Source organism: Paraburkholderia aromaticivorans (assembly GCF_012689525.1).
Lineage (GTDB): Bacteria > Pseudomonadota > Gammaproteobacteria > Burkholderiales > Burkholderiaceae > Paraburkholderia > Paraburkholderia aromaticivorans_A.
The window spans coordinates 3,613,913-3,631,221 of record NZ_CP051516.1 but is presented as its reverse complement, the minus strand read 5'-3'; the positions used below and the strand labels follow the sequence as shown (position 1 = coordinate 3,631,221).

Below are 17,309 nucleotides of genomic sequence, written 5' to 3'. Positions count from 1 at the left end.
CGCAACGGCTCCGTTAGCTTTGTTATTTCAGTCTCGTTGTACGGCTTGCCTCAGAGGCCCAACTCGTTCCACAAGGTGTCGATGCGCTGTTTGACCGCGTCGTCCATCACGATGGGGCGGCCCCATTCGCGATCGGTTTCGCCGGGCCACTTGTTGGTCGCGTCGAGGCCCATCTTCGATCCGAGTCCGGCCACCGGCGAGGCGAAATCCAGATAGTCGATCGGCGTGCGATCCACCAGCACCGTATCGCGCGCCGGATCGATGCGCGTGGTGATCGCCCAGATCACTTCCTTCCAGTCGCGGATATTCACGTCCTCGTCGACCACGACGATGAACTTCGTATACATGAACTGCCGCAGGAAGCTCCACACGCCGAACATCACGCGTTTGGCGTGGCCAGGGTAGCTCTTCTTCATCTGCACGATGGCCATGCGGTAACTGCAGCCTTCGGGCGGCAGATAGAAGTCGGTGATCTCGCTGAACTGCTTTTGCAGCAGCGGCACGAACACTTCGTTGAGCGCGACGCCGAGCACGGCGGGCTCGTCGGGCGGTTTGCCGGTGTACGTGGAGTGGTAGATCGCGTCGCGCCGCATGGTGATGCGCTCGACCGTGAAGACAGGGAACCACTCCTGCTCGTTGTAGTAGCCGGTGTGGTCGCCGTACGGGCCTTCCAGCGCATGTTCATAGGCCGCCGACGCGCCCTTGACCGGACGCGGCGGCGCGCCTGCAGGAGCGGGCGAAGGCGCGCCTTCCTGCGGATGGATGAAGCCTTCGAGCACGATCTCGGCGCGCGCCGGCACCTGCAAGCCGTCGACACCCGGCGTGATGCACTTCGCCAGTTCGGTACGGCCGCCGCGCAGGAGGCCGGCGAACTGGTATTCGGAGAGCGTGTCGGGCACCGGCGTCACCGCGCCGAGGATTGTCGCGGGATCGGCGCCCAGCACGACGGCGACCGGATACGGCTTGCCCGGGTTCTGCAGCGCGAACTCGCGAAAATCGAGCGCGCCGCCGCGATGCGCGAGCCATCGCATGATCAGTTTGTTACGTCCGATCAATTGCTGGCGATATATGCCTAAGTTTTGTCGGCTCTTGTTCGGGCCTTTTGTGACGGTCAGGCCCCATGTGATCAGCGGGCCGGCATCGCCGGGCCAGCAGGTCTGAATCGGCAGCCTGGCGAGGTCGACGTCGTTGCCTTCCCAGACGATTTCCTGGCAGGGCGGCGCGCTTACCGTCTTGGGCGCTATGTCCCAGACCGCCTTCGCGAGCGAGAACAGCTTGCCGGCGTCCTTGAGCCCCTTCGGCGGCTCCGGTTCCTTTAATGCGGAGAGCAGCCGGCCCACGTCGCGCAGCGATTCGAGCGCGGCGCCGTCGCCTTCGCCGGCTTGCGCGTCGACACCCATGCCGAGCGCGACCCGCCGAGGCGTGCCGAACAGGTTGCCGAGCACCGGGAACGCATGCTGTGCCTTGCTCTCGAACAGCAAAGCCGGACCGCCGGCGCGCAGCACGCGGTCGCACAACTCGGTCATTTCCAGGACAGGCGAGACGTTTTGTGAGATGCGGCGCAGTTCACCGATCGTCTCGAGACGGCCGACGAAATCGCGCAGGTCTTTGTATTTCATCTGGTGCTGTTCAGTGCCGCGCAAGCGGCGGAAAGGGGAGGCGCAGCAGGGTTTAACGGCGCCAGAACGATTGTCGATTTTACCTGTGTTGGCAAGCGCACGTACCTCAGCCAAACGACCTAGGTGAGACGTAGGGATCGAGATAGCTCAAAAGGCGCGCGCCGCGCGGTTTTAGACGGTCTGAACACTGTTCTTTATTACAATTAGTTATACATTTGCCTATCTATAGTGTTGACGATCTATAAAACCCTGCATAGAATCCGTCCACATTGGTTGCAGGGCGTGAACCTTTTTACCACTGCCCCCGGTCCCATCAGACGCAACGCGTCACCGCTTACCGACTCCCTGCACGGTATCTAACGGTTTTATTGATGTTCTCGCCAGCGCGAACTGACGCTGGTTTTTCGCGTGGGAGCCACCGCCCGCATGCTTTTTTGACATGCCGCGGTCCTCTTTCAGGATGGCTCCCCACAAACGGTATTTGCCGTTTTCCCGACGTCGCTGCTGCCCTAACCAGACAGAGCACGCGATGTCTTGATTCTGCGAACGTGCCTCACCGCCTCTTCATCCGGCGGGGTTCGCTGATCATGCAACATGGGAGATCTGAATGAACGCCTGGTCATCGTGGCGTCCCGATGAGCGTATCGCGCAAGTTGTGCGTGGTGTGCTGCGTCGCGGGACGCGAATGAGTCATCACCTGTTCAGCATCGTCGGCGGTATCGCGGTGGTGTTGACAGTCGCACTGTGGCTGATGCCGGCCCTGCGCGGCACGCTAGCCGCCAAGTTGATGCCGGTCATCTCCGCCGCTGTGCAAGCCGGTCCCGCCCGTCTGCTGCAGGGCAACCCGCTGCCGGCTTTCGGACCGCCCGCACGCGCGTCCTCCGACGACTCGCTGTCCGCCAATTCGAACCGCCCCGACGCCGTGAGCGGCACGAACAACGGTAGCAACGGCAACACCAGCGTCTCCGCGAGCAACCCCAGCTCTGACGGCGCATTCGACACCAACGGCTCGACCGGCATGGGCGTCGCGGCGCTGAACGGCCTCGACCCGCGCACCATGCAGAGCGTCACCGCGCTGGCGCGGCTGATCCCGTCGCAACGTGTCTCCGCCGACGCACGCGACGACCGCGTCCTGATCTCGACCCGCGAGCAGGATCTGGTTGCGTCGTTTCTGGCGCGGCGCTATCGCGTTGCTCAGGAACCCGTCAGCGAACTCGTCAAGGCCGCGTTCGATACCGGCCGCGAAGTCGGTCTCGATCCGCTGCTGCTGCTGTCCGTGATGGCAATCGAGTCGGGCTTCAACCCGTATGCCGAGAGCGGCGTCGGCGCACAAGGCCTGATGCAGGTGATGTCCAAGGTGCACTCGGACAAATTCCAGTACTTCGGCGGCCAGAGCGCGGCGCTCGAACCGGTCGCGAACATCAAGGTGGGCGCGCTGGTGCTGAAGGATTGCATCGCACGCGGCGGCTCGCTGCCGGGCGGCTTACGCCTGTACGTCGGCTCGACCTCGCCGGACGACGGTGGCTACGGCGCCAAGGTGATGGCCGAGCGTGGCCGTCTGCGCGACGTGGCGCGTGGCCGCAAGGTGCCGATCAACGCACCGCAGGCGCCGGTTCTGACCGCATCGACCAATACGGCTGCGCCTGCCAGCAACGGCAAGCGCGTGCAGGTGACGCTCGAGGGCAGTCATCAGTTGAGCGCGGCGACATCGGTGAAGACGCCGGTTTCCTCCGAGCAGGACGATGCGAGCACCAACGCGACCAAGCACGTGGCATCAGCGTCGGAGTTGGGCGCTTGAGGTTGGAAGCGTAGAGCTGGCGACTCCATGCAGGAGCGGCAACAAAAAAGGACACCCATCAGGCGTGTCCTTTTTTTCGTCTGGCGATTGAGGGCGAGGCCCTTCGCTCAACCCTTGCCGAAGAACTTCGCCAGCCGATCGACGGCCTCTTCCAGCTTCGGATAGGCAGTGGCGTACGACAGCCGGATGTACTCCTTCGGCGCGTGCGTACCGAAATCCATACCCGGCACCAGCACCACGCCCGCATCGTGCAGCATGGCCTTGGTGAGCGCCGCGCTGTCGCCGGCCGCCGGATGCGCGACCGTGCGGCAATCGGTGTACACATAGAAAGCGCCGTCGGGCATCACCGGCACGGAGAAACCGAGCGATTTCAGCGCCGGCGCGATGAAGTCGCGGCGACGTTTGAATTCCATGCGCCGCGCTTCATAGATCGCGATCGTTTCCGGCTCGAAGCAGGCGAGCGCCGCATGCTGGGCGAGCGCGGAGGCGCAGATGAACAGGTTTTGCGCGAGTTTTTCGAACGCGCTGACCATGCTGGGCGGCACCACCAGCCAGCCCAGGCGCCAGCCCGTCATGTTGAAGTACTTCGAGAAGCTGTTGACGGTGATCACGTCGTCGCCGAAGGAGAGCGCTGACACGGGCTTCGCGTCGTAGCTCAGCCCCTGGTAGATCTCGTCGACGATGGTAAAGCCGCCACGCGCCCGCACGGCCTTGACGATGCGCTCCAGTTCGGCCGGTTCGATCGACGTACCGGTCGGATTCGACGGCGACGCCAGCAGCACGCCACGGGTGTGCTCGTTCCAGAGACGCTCGACGTCGGCGGCGGTGAGTTGGAAACGTTCGGCCGGGCCGCTAGGCACCATCACCGGCTTGCCTTCGGCGGCGATCACGAAATGACGGTTGCACGGATAGCACGGGTCGGGCATCAGCACTTCGTCGTCGCGATCGACCAGCGCCGCGCAAGCCAGCAGCAATGCGGCCGATGCGCCGGCGGTAACGACGATCCGCGCCGGATCCACGCTGACGCCGTAGAAGTCGGCGTAATGCGCCGAGATCGCTTCGCGCAGCGCGTGCAGGCCGAGCGCGCTGGTGTATTGCGTGACGCCACGGCGCAGTGCGCTCGCGGCCGCCTCGATAACCGGCTCGGGCGCGGTGAAATCGGGTTCGCCGATGCCCATATGAATGATGTCGCGTCCGTCGCGCTCGAGAAGCGCGGCCTCCTTGGCCAGCTCCATCACATAGAAAGGCTGGATGGCATCCACACGTGCAGCAAGCCGCACCAAGGGTTCGGTCACGGAGTTCATACGATCAAATCCAGTTCAGAAGCAAAAGCGGGACGGCCTCTTGCGCGTGCGTTCACGCGCGAAGCGGCGTCCCTGCAGGCGGTTCGACTATGCCGCATTCAGCGAGGTGCATGACGACGATCACGCCGCCGGTCATGCGCGTTGCGCTCAACGCTTGCGAGCCGCCTGCGTTTCATCCACGCGCAGTTGTGCCGACAGTTTGTCCAGCACGCCGTTCACGTACTTGTAGCCGTCCGCGCCGCCGAACGTCTTGGCGAGTTCGACCGCTTCGTTGATGACCACGCGATAAGGAATGTCGACGTGATTCTTCAGTTCAAACGCGGCCACCAGCAGCACGGCGCGTTCAACCGGCGACAGCTGCTCGATTGGACGGTCGAGACACGGAGCGATTGCCGCGGACAGTGCTTCCGAATCGCGGATCACGCCGTGCAGAATGGCGTCCAGATGTTCGTGGTCGGCCTTGTCGAAGCCTTGCGCGCCGCGCAGTTGCGCGTCGATTTCACCGCCGGGCGAGCCCGACAGCAGCCACTGGTAAAGCCCCTGCGTGGCCAGTTCGCGGGAGCGTCGGCGTGCGCTCTTCATGCCTCTTCCTCTTCTTCGTCTTCTTCCTCGTCGTCGCCGCCGAGTTGTTCCAGCGCGACGGCGAGGTTCGCCATTTCGACGGCCACGCGCGCTGCGTCACGACCCTTTTCGGTCATGCGCGCGACGGCTTGCTCGTCGTTTTCGGTGGTCAGCACCGCGTTCGCGACCGGAATGCCGAAGTCGAGGCCGATACGCGTGATGCCCGCGCCGCTTTCGTTCGAGACCAGTTCGAAGTGGTACGTTTCGCCGCGAATCACCGCGCCGAGCGCGATCAGCGCGTCGAATTGCGCGCTTTCGGCGAGCTTTTGCAGCGCCAGCGGGATTTCCAGCGCACCCGGCACGGTGACCAGCAGCACGTCTTCGCCGGTCACGCCGAGGCGTTCGAGTTCTTCGATACAGGAGTCCGCGAGGCCGTTGCAAACGGGTTCGTTAAAGCGCGCCTGGACGATGCCGATACGCAGTCCGTCGCCGTCGAGATTCGGTTGGTATTGTCCGATTTCCATGTGAATTCCGTAGTGTGTTTTGAGTGGGCGCGAAGCGCGTGAATGGTCGGATCAGCCTTGTTGCGGAGCTTGTGCCTTGCCGCCCGGCATCGGCACGAAGCCCGTGACTTCGAGACCGTAGCCCGACATGCTGCCCAGCTTGCGCGGGTTCGACAGCACCTGCATCCTGCCGACACCGAGTTCACGCAGAATCTGCGCGCCGATGCCATATGTCTTGAAGTCGACCGGGCGGCGTTTGAGGGCGTCGGCTCTTTCTTTCGAGTCGAACGCCTTGAAAACGTCGATCAGATGGTCCTTCGAGTCGCCGCAGTTCAGCAGGACGATCACGCCGCAGTCGCGTGCGGCAATCTCTTTCATGGCCGCGTCCAGCGTCCATGAATGGGTCGATTCGCCGACTTCGAGCAGATCCAGCACCGACAGCGGTTCATGCACGCGCACCAGCGTGTCCTGATCCGTGCACGGCGTGCCGCGCACCAGCGCGATATGCGGCTGGCCGCTCGGCTGGTCGAGATACATGACAGCGCGGAATGCGCCGTGCGCGGTCTGCATGGTGCGTTCGCAAATCCGCTCGACGATCGACTCGGTGCGGCTGCGATAGTGGATCAGATCTGCGATCGTGCCGATTTTCAGACCGTGTTCCTTGGCGAATTCCATCAAGTCCGGCAGGCGCGCCATCGTGCCGTCGTCCTTGATGACTTCGCAGATCACCGCCGCCGGCGTGAGGCCGGCCAGCGCGGTGAAATCGCAGCCCGCCTCGGTGTGGCCGGCACGCACCAGCACGCCACCGGGCTGGGCCATGATCGGGAACACGTGGCCCGGCTGCACGATGTGCTCGGCCTTGGCTTCCGGCGCGACCGCGGTGGCGATCGTTCGGGAACGGTCGGCGGCCGAAATGCCGGTGGTGACGCCTTCGGCCGCTTCGATACTGACCGTGAACGCCGTGCCGTACTGCGTGCCGTTGCGGTAGGTCATGAGCGGCAGGTTCAGCAGCTTGCAGCGTTCCTGCGTGAGCGTCAGGCAAATCAGGCCACGGCCGTAGCGGGCCATGAAGTTGATCGCTTCCGGCGTAACGAATTCGGCGGCGATCACGAGGTCGCCCTCGTTTTCGCGGTCTTCCTCGTCGACGAGGATCACCATCCGGCCTGCTTTCAGTTCGGCAATGATCTCTAAAGTGGAGGCGAGCGTCATGTTGGCGAGAGTTTCGAAGAAAGCGCGTATTTTACGCCACGCGCGAGCCCAAGTCGCCTCCGCCGAACGGCATAGGCCATTTGGCCGACTGGCGATGAGCCGTCCGCCGTTGCTATGCTCGTTGAAAACGATGCTCGCATGAACCGGCCGAAGGCGGCGAGGCGCCGCCACCAGCCCATGCGTGGCCGGGCTTGCGGCCTGTTATTTCGGCGCGTTCAGCATGCGCTCGACATAGCGCGCGATCAGATCGATCTCCAGATTTACCTGGGTGCCTTCACGCAGACGCTTGAGCGCGGTCACTTCGACCGTGTGCGGAATCAGGTTGATCGAGAATTCGCAGCCATCGTCGCGATCTTTAACCGAGTTGACGGTCAAGCTCACGCCGTTGACAGTGATAGAGCCTTTGAACGCCAGATAGCGGCCGATCTCGCGCGGCGCCAGCACGCGCAGTTCGTGCGATTCGCCCACCGGCGCGAAGTGCGTGACCGTGCCGAGGCCGTCCACGTGGCCGGAGACAATATGGCCGCCAAGCCGGTCGTGCGCGCGCAGCGCTTTCTCGAGATTGACTTCGCCGGTCTCGCCGAGGCCCGCCGTGCAGTTCAGGCTTTCGCGCGAGACGTCCACTTCGAACGAGTGGGCGGTCTTCGCGACCACGGTCATGCAGGCGCCCTGGATCGTAATGCTGTCGCCGAGCTGCACGTCGCCGAGATCGAGACCACCGGCTTCGACGTTCAGGCGCACGCCCGCGTCGCCGTCCGTGCCGAGCGGTTTGACTGATTCAATGCGGCCCACGGCCGCGACGATTCCTGTGAACATCGTACTAATCCTTGATCATTTCGAAACGGGTTGGGACGCGGTGTCACTGTCGGGTCCGGGCGTGGCTTCGGGTGCGGGTTGGGGCATAAAGCGCGCGAGAATCCGCACATCCTCGCCGATCCGGTCGACCGCGTGGAAATTCAGTTTGACGCGGCCCTCGAGCGTTTCGGGCGCGCTCAGATTGAACATGCTCATCGAATCCATGCCGAGCAGGCTCGGCGCGAGATACACGAGCAGTTCGTCGACGCAGCCTTCCCGCAGCAGCGAGCCGTTCAGCTTGTAGCCCGCCTCGACATGCAGTTCGTTCACGTTGCGCGCGCCGAGCACTTTTAGCACCGCGGGCAGATCGACCTTGCCGGCCGGGTTCGCCAGTTGGACGATCTCGGCGCCGCGATCGCGCAGTGCGTTGGCGCGATCGGTATGGCGTTGATCGAGATTGCCGCAGAAGATCAGCGTGGGCGCGCCAGCCAGAATCTGCGCCTCCGGCGGCACGTCGAGCTGGCTGTCGATCAGTACGCGTTGCGGCTGGCGCGGCGTGTCGACAGCACGCACCGTCATGCGCGGGTCGTCTTCCCTGACCGTGCCGATGCCGGTCAGGATCGCCGACGCGCGAGCGCGCCAGGCGTGGCCGTCGGCGCGCGCGGCTTCGCCGGTGATCCATTGGCTGACGCCCGAAGGCAAGCCGGTGCGGCCATCCAGCGAGGCTGCCACTTTCATGCGTACCCACGGGCGGCCGCGCGTCATGCGCGAGACGAAGCCGATATTGAGTTCGTGCGCTTCGTGGGCGAGCAGTCCGCAGCGCACTTCGATGCCGGCGTCGCGCAACATGGCGAGACCGCGTCCGGAGACCTGCGGATTGGGATCTTCCATCGCCGCGACTACGCGCGCCACCTGGGCTTCGATCAACGCATTCGCGCACGGCGGCGTGCGGCCGAAGTGGCTGCACGGCTCCAGCGTCACGTAGGCCGTGGCGCCGCGCAGGTCGTGGCCGCGCGAGCGCGCGTCTTTCAACGCGCGGATCTCGGCATGATCCTGACCGGCCGGTTGCGTAAAGCCTTCGCCGATCACCTCGCCATTCTTGACGAGCACGCAGCCGACCCGGGGATTCGGGTCGGTGGTGTACATGCCGCGCTTGGCCAACGCGAGCGCGCGTTCCATATGGACGAAATCGGTTTGCGAAAACATCGGTGTCCGGTCGGGTACGGTGGCTAGGCTGTAATGGGTTTCGGTTTTAGCGGTGTGTTGTCTCGCCGGCTTCAGGCCGCGAGCGAGGCGAACGCGCCGCGCGCGGCGTCGATCGTGGCGTCGACGATCGCGTCGTCGTGAACGATCGACACGAAGCCCGCTTCATACGCCGACGGCGCAAAGTACACGCCGGCGTCGAGCATCTTGTGGAAGAACGCGTTGAAACGCGGTACGTCGCTCTTCGTGACTTCGGCAAAGCTCGTCGGGGTCGAGTTTGTGAAGTAGAGGCCGAACATGCCGCCGAGCGAATCGGCCGCGAACGGCACCTTGGCTTCACGCGCCACATTCGCGAGACCCTGAACGAGGCGCGTAGTGCGCGCGGCGAGCGTGTCGTAAAAGCCCGGCGCCTGGATCAATTGCAGCGTTTTCAGGCCGGCCGCGACCGCGATCGGGTTACCCGACAGCGTGCCCGCCTGGTAGACGCCGCCGAGCGGCGCGAGGTGAGCCATGATGTCGCGCCGGCCGCCGAAAGCCGCTGCCGGCATGCCGCCGCCAATCACCTTGCCGAGGCACGTGAGATCCGGCGTGATGCCGTAGACCTCTTGCGCGCCACCCAGGGCGACGCGAAAGCCGCACATCACTTCGTCGAAAATCAGCACCGAGCCGTGCTCGGTACACAGGCGCCGCAAGGCTTGCAGGAATTCGGGCGTGGCGCGCACGAGGTTCATGTTGCCGGCCACTGGCTCGACGATCACCGAGGCAATCTCGTTGCCGAACGCCTTGAACGCTTCTTCGAGTTCGGCGACGTTGTTGTACTCGAGCACGGTGGTGTGCTTGGCGATATCCGCCGGCACGCCCGCCGAAGTCGGATTGCCGAAGGTCAGCAGGCCCGAGCCGGCCTTGACCAGCAGACTGTCCGCGTGGCCGTGATAGCAGCCTTCGAACTTGACGATACGGCTGCGGTTCGTGAAGCCGCGCGCGAGACGCAGCGCGCTCATGGTTGCCTCAGTGCCGCTCGACACCATGCGGACCTGTTCGATGGAGGGCACCAGCTTGCAAATTTCCTCGGCGATTTCCACTTCCGATTCGGTCGGCGCGCCGAATGAGAAGCCGTTGCCCAGCACGCGCTGCACGGCTTCGAGAACTTCCGGATGGACGTGGCCGAGGATCATCGGGCCCCATGAGCCGATGTAGTCGATATAACGTTGACCGTCCGCATCCCAGAAGTAGGGGCCTTGCGCGCGTTCGATGAAGCGCGGCGTGCCGCCGACCGAGCGGAAGGCGCGCACTGGCGAGTTCACGCCGCCGGGAATGGTGCGTTGCGCGCGTTCGAATAGGGTTTCGTTTCTGGACATGGCGATGACTGGAATTGGGGTTGCGCAGCGACGCGGGTCGCCTGTCGGCGAGTCGCGCGGCGCTGGGATAGGTGGGGAAATTGTACCGGAGTCAGCGTGAACAGGTTTTCCGGATGCGCCTGCGCAGCGGGCCGCTCGCTTAGTTTTTGTGCGGCGGTCCCGTCGGCGTATCGAACTTCGGCGGCTTGCGCTTGCCGGTCAGTTCCGCCCAGCGCTTTTCCAATGCGCCTTCAGCCATCGGCTTGATCACGGTGCCCGAACTCTGCGCGTCCCACGTCTGCACCGAGAAAGGATGCGTGCGCAACATCTCGCGCGGAATCACCACGCCTTCGTGTGCATCGACTAACCAGTCGTACACGAAGTCGATGCATAAACGGTAACCTCGCTTCGTCGCCGTATCGGGGACCTCGTACGGCGCGCGCGTCACATAGCCGGAGCCGAAGATGCCCTTCGGTTCCTGCGCCACGCGATGCAGGAAGACGCGGTCACCCGGCAGGATGCTGCGCGCAAATCCGCAGCCCCATACGTCGGCCACCGCGACGCCCACGGCCACGCGCTTGGCCACGTCAGGCAACTCGGGCCATGGCCATTTCTTGGGGCTCCAGATCAGCAGGAATGCGGTCATCGCATGGTCGGGTACAGGATGGTGGAAGGGCGCCGCGCACAGGTTCGCGCATCGCCCGGAGCGTTCAGGCGGCAGCTTAACCGATCGGCAACGTGGCTGCCGCGAAGTCGTCGATGCCTCATTGGCGTCTTTGCGATCAGGTCCGAAGCCCGGTCGTCGTGTTAACCGTCGCGTACAATTGAGGCCGTCAAGTTGCTGTTTTCCCCGTTTCACCTGTTCCGCTGCCGATGACGGCGCGGTGCTTCATCTGGATTCCCATGTCTCACGTCGCCAGAAGCCGGCCCGATGGCCGGCTGATTCTGTTGCTCGGTGCGCTTGCCGCATGCGGGCCGATTTCCATCGACATGTACCTACCGAGCCTGCCGACCATCGCGCAGGCGTTCGCCATCAGCACCGGCGCCGCGCAGACGACGCTCACCAGCTTCATGTTCGGCTTTTCGATCGGCATGCTGCTCTATGGTCCGCTGTCGGATACCTATGGCCGCCGGCCCGTGTTGCTCGGCGGCATCGTCATGTATGCGCTGGCCAGCGTCGCCTGTGCGATGTCGTTCTCGATCGGCTCGCTGGTGACGTTCCGTTTCGTGCAGGCGCTGGGCGCGGGCGCGGCTTCGGTGCTGGCACGCGCCATTGCACGCGACGCCCACGGCCCGACCGATGCCGCTCGCGTGCTGTCGATGCTCGCCATCGTCACGTCGATCGGACCGTTGCTCGCGCCGCTCATCGGCGGACAGTTGCTGCTGCTCGGCGGCTGGCGTGTGGTGTTTATCGTGCTGACGTTGTTCGGCACGGTGTGCGCGATCACCGCGTTTCTCAAGGTGCCGGAAACGTGGCCGCGTGAGAAGCGTGCGCACTCGGCGTTGCTGAAGTCGTTCGGCGCGTACGGCAAGTTGCTGCGCGACCCGGTTGCGTGGGGGCACATGCTGTGCGGCGGCATGGCGTTTGCGTCGATGTTCGCGTACATCACGGCGACGCCGTTCGTCTACATCGAATATTTCCATGTGTCGGCGCAGCATTACGGCTTCCTGTTCGCGTTGAATATCGTCGGCATCATGTTCGGCAACTTCATGAATACGCGGCTCGTCGGCCGGCTCGGTTCGCTGCCGATCATTTCTTTCGCTGCAACCGTGAGTTGCATTGCCTCGCTGTTTGTCTGTCTCGTGTCACTGACGGGTTGGGGTGGTCTGTGGTCGATCGTGTTCGGCCTGTTCTTCGTGGTCGGCGTGGTCGGTCTTCTGTCCGCCAACTGTACGACCGATCTGATGCATCGCTATCCGCTGAATGCCGGCGCCGCAGCCGCCGTGTTCGGGGCCGTGCAGTTGGCGCTCGGCGCGTTGTCGAGCCTCGCGGTCGGACTCTGGCAGGACGGTTCGCCCAAGGGCATGGGCGTAACGGTAGGCGTGGCGGGCTTGCTGTGTTATCTCGGCCGGCTTCTGGTTATCAGGTGGCATGGGACGAAGGTGCCTGTCGCTGCCGCCTAAGCTTTGATGGAACGCAAGCCACGTGGCGTCTACGGAAAACACCAGGTGTTGCGTGCGCGCGACCGTGCGTTTGAATTTCCGTTGCTATGATGGACCCACTGTTCCTCGGAGCGGCATTCATGGCGATTAGAGATTTGATGAACGGCGAACGGCAACAAGCTGCTTTCGCTGAAGCGCAGAAGCTGGCGGACAGCGGCGTCTATCACGATTACACAGATATCGAATACGTCTTGCGCTTTGATTTCGGTTTGTCTGATGTATCGACGCTGCTCGACAGTCAGTTGATGCATCGCGATCTGAACCGCCGTTGCGCGGATGCGCGCGAGAAGCTGGAAATGCTTGGCGTGTGATGTGTGCGGTTCCATTTGTAGAAGCGTGTTGATGTGAGGCGCTGCGCCTGGCGTGGGCGGCGCTAGCGCGTTGCATGATTGCTCGTGTGATCGCTTCATCGCTTTTGCAAAACGGGATGCTGTCGTGCGGATGAATCGCACGCAGTGTCATGTGCCGTCGTCACATTTGGAGTGATATTCATGGCTGGTAGCCAGCACGACCCGCGTCTGCCGCATACGGACAATCCCGCTACGCTTTCGCAGCCGGGCGGTCATTACAGTCACGTCGCCGTCGCAAATGGTTTCGTGTTCGTCTCGGGACAATTGCCGATCACGGCGCAAGGCGACAAGCTATCCGAGGCCTCGTTTGAGGTTCAGGCTGAACAGGTGTTGGCCAATGTGCAAGCCGCGCTCGAAAGCGCCGGCAGCAGCGTTGCGCAACTGGTGCAGGTGCGCGTCTACATTGTCGATGTCGAGCACTGGATGAGCTTCAATCAGATCTACGCGCGTTGGGCCGGTGAAGCACGGCCTGCGCGCGCCGTCGTGCCGGTCCCGCAACTGCACTATGGTTTCAAGATCGAGGTTGAGGCGACCGCGCTGGTTTAGCTTTTAGTTACTGGACCTTGGCCGTCTTGAGCGTTTGCGCGTGCTCGGCAGCGGGTGGTTTCAACGAGCCGCGTGAACGCCTTGGCTCAATGAACCACGAGCCCATTGAACTGGGCATTGCTCACACCGGCCGCGATATTCACGCCGACATTACCGCTCATGTACGTCAACGCGCCCGCGCCGAGTTCGGCGGTGCCGCTTCCTGTGATTTGCGCGACCGCGTGCACATTCTGTTGCGAGGCGATTTCCGCTCGCGGCGTGGTGATGAATGCGATCTGATCGGCCTGCGCGTTCAGCGCACCAACGACGAGGTTGACGCCGATATTGCCGCTTGCGCCGCGCAGCGCGTCCGTACCCATCGACGCTGCCGATCCTCCGAGCTTCGCGCTACCACCGATGTCCTGCAGACTCGACAATCTGGCCGAGCCGAACACGGCCGCGGTGTCATTGTCGGATAGCGCCGCCGACGTCTCCGCCAAGGTGGACGATGCACCCACGCATGTGGCGAAGCAGATCACTGTAATAGCTAGCGAACGGACTTTCATGGGCGTCTCCGGGGCGCGCGCGGACAGCACAGATAGCTTTGATATCGACCCCGGACAAAAAAAATTGAGGGAACGCGGCGGCAAGAGCATTGCAGCATGGCGGTTCGCCGAGACGCCCGGCACCGCCATCAATTCCAAGTCAACCACGATGCGAAAGCCGTCCCTGTTCGCCATCGATCCCTTGCGCCCAACGCCGCTCCTTGATCGTGAGTTCATGAAAATAACGCCGAGGGTTGCCGCACATCCAGCAACTACAGGGAGTCGGCGTATCGATGAGCCGCCCGAGTTGCGTATCTGATTTGCCGCGGGAAAACCACCAGTTCTGGCGTTTCCGCCTGAGTCGCGCCCGGTTCCGCCGGCGCCGAACAATACCTTCCATGTCGCATCTCCGTTTCAAAAGCCGAATGTGCGAAAGCCCGCTCGCGGCGGGCTCAAGAGAAGGTCATGCGAAGTTCAGCGATTGCGGCGCTGAGGCCGTCTTTTCTGCAAGGCGCCGAAGACTCGGCGCCGATCTGTCCTGGCGGAGGCGGTGAGATTCGAACTCACGGAAAGATTGCTCCTTCGCCGGTTTTCAAGACCGGTGCCTTAAACCACTCGGCCACACCTCCAAGCCCTAAATTGTAACCTGAAAAAACCTCGCTGCGGCGCCCGGTCGATCCGCAATCAATGCGGATCTTTCAGAAACAGCTCCTGCAAATCATTCAGGAACGCCTGACCGAGTGGCGTCGGTGCAATCTTTTCGTGGTCGCGCGTGATCAGCTTGCGCCGTTCGGCTTCCTGCAAGGCCGGTTCGATCGACGTCATCGACATGCCCGTGCGCTCGATGAACCGATGCACCGGAAACCCTTCCACCAGCCGCAGCGCGTTCAGCATGAACTCGAACGGCAGATCGCGGGTCCCGACTTCGTGCTCTTCCTGCACCGCCGTGCCGGCCTTCGCCTGCTCGATAAAGGTGGTGGGATGCTTGTAGCGCGCCTGGCGCAGCACGCGATTCGGAAACGACAGCTTCGTATGCGCGCCCGCACCGATGCCGAGATAGTCGCCGAAACGCCAGTAGTTCAGATTGTGCTTGCTCTGCCGATGCGGCTGCGCATACGCCGACACCTCATAACGCTCGTAACCCGCAGCGGAGGTGCGCTCATGAATCCAGTCCTGCATGTCGGCGGATGCATCGTCGTCGGGCAAGGCGGGCGGGAACTTCGCGAACAACGTGTTCGGTTCGAGCGTCAGGTGGTACAGCGACAAATGCGGCGGCGCGAACGACAACGCCGTCTCGACATCGGTCTGGCATTCGGCGAGCGTCTGCCCCGGCAACGCGAACATCAGGTCGAGATTGAAGTTGTCGAAGGTGGTCGCGGCGACTTCGACGGCGTGACGCGCCTGCACCGAGTCGTGGATGCGGCCGAGCGCCTTCAGATGCGCTTCGTTGAAACTCTGGATGCCCACCGAGAGCCGGTTCACGCCGCTCGCGCGAAACTGCGCGAATTTGGCGGCTTCGAAGGTGCCGGGATTGGCTTCGAGCGTGATTTCCGCGTCGGCGTCGAGCGGCAGCAGCGCGCGCACATCCGACAGCATGCGGTCGAGCCCGGCCGCCGAAAGCAGGCTGGGCGTGCCGCCGCCGATGAACACCGTATGTACCTGGCGGCCCCAGACCAGCGGCAGCGCCATCTCGAGATCGGCGCGCAACGCGTCGAGATACTCGCTTTCGGGAAACGTGTCGCCTTTCCATTCATGCGAGTTGAAATCGCAATACGGACACTTGCGCACGCACCACGGAAAATGCACGTACAACGCCAGCGGCGGCAGCGACGTCAGCCGGATGCTGCCCGGCGACGTGAAGGCCTTGATGACGCCGTTGCCGATATCGGCGGGCGCGGGTTTGATCGGAATCACGCTTCCTCCGTCAGGCGCGCGAGCAGTTGCCGCAACGCAATCGCGCGGTGGCTGCTGGCGTTCTTCACCGCGGGTTCAAGTTCGGCAGCGCTCGCGTTCAGCGACGGCAAGAAGAAGTACGGGTCGTAGCCGAATCCATGTGCGCCGCGCGGCGCGTCCAGCATTTCGCCATGCCAGCGGCCTTCGGCGATCAGCGGCTCGGGATCGTCCGCGTGACGCACCAGGGCCAGCACGCAGAAGTAATACGCGCGTCGATCGGTTTCGCCTTGCAACGCCGAGACGAGGCGGGCGTTATTCGCCGCGTCGCTCTTTTCGCCGCCGGCAAGTTGCGCGTAGCGCGCCGAATAGACGCCCGGTGCGCCGCGCAGCGCGCGCACGCAAAGGCCCGAGTCGTCGGCGAGCGCGGGCAGGCCGGTCAGCTTCGACGCGTGGCGCGCCTTGGTCAGCGCGTTTTCGACGAAGGTCGGATGCGGCTCTTCGGCTTCCGGCACGTTCAATTCGCCTTGCGGAATCAGTTCGATGCCGGCCGCGCCGAGCAGCGCCGCGAACTCGCGCAGCTTGCCCGCGTTGTTCGACGCCAGCACGACTTTTTTCAACGGCGAACCGGATGCGGCCGCGCCATTGTCTCGACTCACTTCATTCACCCTTTTGCTCCAACGCCGCCTTCTGCTTCGCGATCAGCGTATTGATGCCGTCGCTCGCCAGATCCAGCAGCGCGTTCATTTCGTCGCGCGAAAATGCTACGCCTTCAGCGGTGCCCTGAATTTCGACGAAGCCGCCCGCGCCCGTCATCACGACGTTCATGTCGGTGTCGCATTGCGAGTCTTCGTCGTAGTCGAGGTCGAGCACCGGCAGACCGTCGTACACCCCAACCGAAATCGCCGCGACGTAATCCGTGATCGGCGAGCTTTCGATGCGGCCCGTGGCGAGCAGCTTCGCCACTGCGTCGTGCGCGGCCACGAACGCGCCGGTGATGCTGGCCGTGCGCGTGCCGCCGTCGGCCTGGATCACGTCGCAATCGATATGCAGCGTGCGCGCGCCGAGCTTCTCCAGATCGAACACCGAGCGCAGCGCGCGGCCGATCAGCCGCTGGATTTCCTGGGTGCGGCCGGTCTGTTTGCCGCGTGCGGCTTCACGGTCGCTGCGGGTATGCGTGGCGCGCGGCAGCATGCCGTATTCGGCGGTGAGCCAGCCCTGACCGCGGTCGCGCAGAAACGACGGTACGCTCTCGGCAATGCTCGCGGTGCAGATCACTTTCGTATCGCCGAATTCGACCAGCACCGAGCCTTCCGCGTGCTTCGTATAGTGGCGCGTGATGCGCACGTCGCGCAGCTGATTGGCCTGGCGGCCGCTGGGGCGTTGGGTGTCGTTGGTCATGTTGAGATCGGTCAGGAAGAAAAGCGGGAGGGAAAGCGCGATTTTACAGCCGATCGGGCGGGGCGGCTGCCCGCATGTGCCGGGGCTCTCCGCGCGGCTCTGTCGG

The 17,309-nt window shown here is 63.6% G+C and carries 18 protein-coding genes and 1 tRNA gene; 5 read left to right on the top strand and 14 right to left on the bottom strand.

The window, feature by feature from the left end; genetic code table 11:
• Window positions 1-50: 50 nt before the first annotated feature.
• The gene (locus HF916_RS44545) at window positions 51-1,619 is read right to left on the bottom strand and encodes a UbiD family decarboxylase (protein WP_168794973.1); all 1,569 of its coding nucleotides are present in this window, start codon (window positions 1,617-1,619) and stop codon (window positions 51-53) included.
• Between the two features lie 607 nt (window positions 1,620-2,226).
• Between HF916_RS44545 and HF916_RS44540 the strand changes: the two genes are divergently transcribed.
• Window positions 2,227-3,417, top strand: a complete 1,191-nt coding sequence (locus HF916_RS44540; RefSeq protein ID WP_168794972.1) for a transglycosylase SLT domain-containing protein — start codon at window positions 2,227-2,229, stop codon at window positions 3,415-3,417.
• A gap of 107 nt (window positions 3,418-3,524) precedes the next feature.
• Here the strand turns inward: HF916_RS44540 and HF916_RS44535 are convergent, their stop codons facing one another.
• The 8 genes from HF916_RS44535 to HF916_RS44500 form a co-directional block, all read right to left on the bottom strand.
• On the bottom strand, window positions 3,525-4,721 hold the full coding sequence (locus tag HF916_RS44535) for a pyridoxal phosphate-dependent aminotransferase (protein ID WP_168794971.1): 1,197 nt from the start codon (window positions 4,719-4,721) through the stop codon (window positions 3,525-3,527).
• A gap of 147 nt (window positions 4,722-4,868) precedes the next feature.
• Window positions 4,869-5,303 (bottom strand): transcription antitermination factor NusB, encoded by a 435-nt coding sequence (gene nusB, locus HF916_RS44530; RefSeq protein ID WP_012434069.1) that lies wholly within the window; start codon window positions 5,301-5,303, stop codon window positions 4,869-4,871.
• The gene (gene ribH, locus HF916_RS44525) at window positions 5,300-5,806 is read right to left on the bottom strand and encodes a 6,7-dimethyl-8-ribityllumazine synthase (RefSeq protein ID WP_006050161.1); all 507 of its coding nucleotides are present in this window, start codon (window positions 5,804-5,806) and stop codon (window positions 5,300-5,302) included. Before ribH ends, nusB begins: the two co-directional genes overlap by 4 nt.
• Before the next feature lie 51 nt (window positions 5,807-5,857).
• Window positions 5,858-6,994 (bottom strand): bifunctional 3,4-dihydroxy-2-butanone-4-phosphate synthase/GTP cyclohydrolase II, encoded by a 1,137-nt coding sequence (ribBA, locus tag HF916_RS44520; protein ID WP_168794970.1) that lies wholly within the window; start codon window positions 6,992-6,994, stop codon window positions 5,858-5,860.
• A 201-nt stretch (window positions 6,995-7,195) separates the two neighbouring features.
• On the bottom strand, window positions 7,196-7,810 hold the full coding sequence (locus HF916_RS44515; protein WP_168794969.1) for a riboflavin synthase: 615 nt from the start codon (window positions 7,808-7,810) through the stop codon (window positions 7,196-7,198).
• 15 nt (window positions 7,811-7,825) lie between these two features.
• Window positions 7,826-8,995 carry a bifunctional diaminohydroxyphosphoribosylaminopyrimidine deaminase/5-amino-6-(5-phosphoribosylamino)uracil reductase RibD gene (ribD, locus tag HF916_RS44510; protein WP_168794968.1) on the bottom strand — a complete coding sequence of 390 codons (1,170 nt, stop codon included), beginning with the start codon at window positions 8,993-8,995 and terminating at the stop codon, window positions 7,826-7,828.
• 71 nt (window positions 8,996-9,066) lie between these two features.
• Window positions 9,067-10,350: a glutamate-1-semialdehyde 2,1-aminomutase gene (hemL, locus tag HF916_RS44505; RefSeq protein WP_168794967.1), complete on the bottom strand. Its 1,284-nt coding sequence runs from the start codon at window positions 10,348-10,350 to the stop codon at window positions 9,067-9,069.
• Window positions 10,351-10,489: 139 nt separating this feature from the next.
• Window positions 10,490-10,975 (bottom strand): hypothetical protein, encoded by a 486-nt coding sequence (locus HF916_RS44500; RefSeq protein WP_168794966.1) that lies wholly within the window; start codon window positions 10,973-10,975, stop codon window positions 10,490-10,492.
• A gap of 257 nt (window positions 10,976-11,232) precedes the next feature.
• Here HF916_RS44500 and HF916_RS44495 point away from each other — a divergent pair, with 257 nt between their 5' ends.
• From HF916_RS44495 to HF916_RS44485, 3 genes are all read left to right on the top strand, one after another.
• The gene (locus tag HF916_RS44495) at window positions 11,233-12,453 is read left to right on the top strand and encodes a Bcr/CflA family multidrug efflux MFS transporter (RefSeq protein WP_168794965.1); all 1,221 of its coding nucleotides are present in this window, start codon (window positions 11,233-11,235) and stop codon (window positions 12,451-12,453) included.
• 119 nt (window positions 12,454-12,572) lie between these two features.
• Entirely contained in the window at window positions 12,573-12,803 is a 231-nt protein-coding gene (locus HF916_RS44490) for a hypothetical protein (RefSeq protein WP_168794964.1), read from the top strand.
• 180 nt (window positions 12,804-12,983) lie between these two features.
• Window positions 12,984-13,388 (top strand): RidA family protein, encoded by a 405-nt coding sequence (locus HF916_RS44485; RefSeq protein ID WP_168794963.1) that lies wholly within the window; start codon window positions 12,984-12,986, stop codon window positions 13,386-13,388.
• An 86-nt stretch (window positions 13,389-13,474) separates the two neighbouring features.
• Here the strand turns inward: HF916_RS44485 and HF916_RS44480 are convergent, their stop codons facing one another.
• Window positions 13,475-13,933: a hypothetical protein gene (locus HF916_RS44480; RefSeq protein ID WP_168794962.1), complete on the bottom strand. Its 459-nt coding sequence runs from the start codon at window positions 13,931-13,933 to the stop codon at window positions 13,475-13,477.
• On the opposite strand from HF916_RS44480, the gene HF916_RS44475 reads away from it, so the two are divergent.
• Window positions 13,932-14,231, top strand: coding sequence for a hypothetical protein (locus HF916_RS44475; protein ID WP_168794961.1), 300 nt, complete (start codon window positions 13,932-13,934; stop codon window positions 14,229-14,231). The genes HF916_RS44480 and HF916_RS44475 overlap by 2 nt on opposite strands.
• Before the next feature lie 220 nt (window positions 14,232-14,451).
• Here HF916_RS44475 and HF916_RS44470 read toward each other — a convergent pair.
• The 4 genes from HF916_RS44470 to rph all read right to left on the bottom strand — a co-directional run bounded on the left by HF916_RS44470 (window position 14,452) and on the right by rph (window position 17,203).
• Window positions 14,452-14,541 (bottom strand) — tRNA-Ser (locus tag HF916_RS44470).
• 55 nt (window positions 14,542-14,596) lie between these two features.
• Window positions 14,597-15,826, bottom strand: coding sequence for a radical SAM family heme chaperone HemW (gene hemW / locus HF916_RS44465; RefSeq protein WP_168794960.1), 1,230 nt, complete (start codon window positions 15,824-15,826; stop codon window positions 14,597-14,599).
• On the bottom strand, window positions 15,823-16,470 hold the full coding sequence (gene rdgB / locus HF916_RS44460) for an RdgB/HAM1 family non-canonical purine NTP pyrophosphatase (RefSeq protein WP_168794959.1): 648 nt from the start codon (window positions 16,468-16,470) through the stop codon (window positions 15,823-15,825). Before rdgB ends, hemW begins: the two co-directional genes overlap by 4 nt.
• Window positions 16,463-17,203, bottom strand: a complete 741-nt coding sequence (gene rph, locus HF916_RS44455; RefSeq protein WP_168794958.1) for a ribonuclease PH — start codon at window positions 17,201-17,203, stop codon at window positions 16,463-16,465. The genes rdgB and rph overlap by 8 nt, the downstream gene beginning before the upstream one ends.
• Window positions 17,204-17,309 lie beyond the last annotated feature (106 nt).

Coding starts and splice junctions, on each gene's coding strand:
- HF916_RS44485 (WP_168794963.1), top strand. CDS start 12,984: ATGGCTGGTAGCCAGCACGACCCGCGTCTGCCGCATACGGACAATCCC.
- nusB (WP_012434069.1), bottom strand. CDS start 5,303: ATGAAGAGCGCACGCCGACGCTCCCGCGAACTGGCCACGCAGGGGCTT.
- HF916_RS44535 (WP_168794971.1), bottom strand. CDS start 4,721: ATGAACTCCGTGACCGAACCCTTGGTGCGGCTTGCTGCACGTGTGGAT.
- HF916_RS44490 (WP_168794964.1), top strand. CDS start 12,573: ATGGCGATTAGAGATTTGATGAACGGCGAACGGCAACAAGCTGCTTTC.
- ribBA (WP_168794970.1), bottom strand. CDS start 6,994: ATGACGCTCGCCTCCACTTTAGAGATCATTGCCGAACTGAAAGCAGGC.
- HF916_RS44495 (WP_168794965.1), top strand. CDS start 11,233: ATGTCTCACGTCGCCAGAAGCCGGCCCGATGGCCGGCTGATTCTGTTG.
- rph (WP_168794958.1), bottom strand. CDS start 17,203: ATGACCAACGACACCCAACGCCCCAGCGGCCGCCAGGCCAATCAGCTG.
- HF916_RS44480 (WP_168794962.1), bottom strand. CDS start 13,933: ATGAAAGTCCGTTCGCTAGCTATTACAGTGATCTGCTTCGCCACATGC.
- HF916_RS44540 (WP_168794972.1), top strand. CDS start 2,227: ATGAACGCCTGGTCATCGTGGCGTCCCGATGAGCGTATCGCGCAAGTT.
- HF916_RS44545 (WP_168794973.1), bottom strand. CDS start 1,619: ATGAAATACAAAGACCTGCGCGATTTCGTCGGCCGTCTCGAGACGATC.
- HF916_RS44515 (WP_168794969.1), bottom strand. CDS start 7,810: ATGTTCACAGGAATCGTCGCGGCCGTGGGCCGCATTGAATCAGTCAAA.
- hemL (WP_168794967.1), bottom strand. CDS start 10,350: ATGTCCAGAAACGAAACCCTATTCGAACGCGCGCAACGCACCATTCCC.
- ribH (WP_006050161.1), bottom strand. CDS start 5,806: ATGGAAATCGGACAATACCAACCGAATCTCGACGGCGACGGACTGCGT.
- HF916_RS44475 (WP_168794961.1), top strand. CDS start 13,932: ATGGGCGTCTCCGGGGCGCGCGCGGACAGCACAGATAGCTTTGATATC.
- ribD (WP_168794968.1), bottom strand. CDS start 8,995: ATGTTTTCGCAAACCGATTTCGTCCATATGGAACGCGCGCTCGCGTTG.
- HF916_RS44500 (WP_168794966.1), bottom strand. CDS start 10,975: ATGACCGCATTCCTGCTGATCTGGAGCCCCAAGAAATGGCCATGGCCC.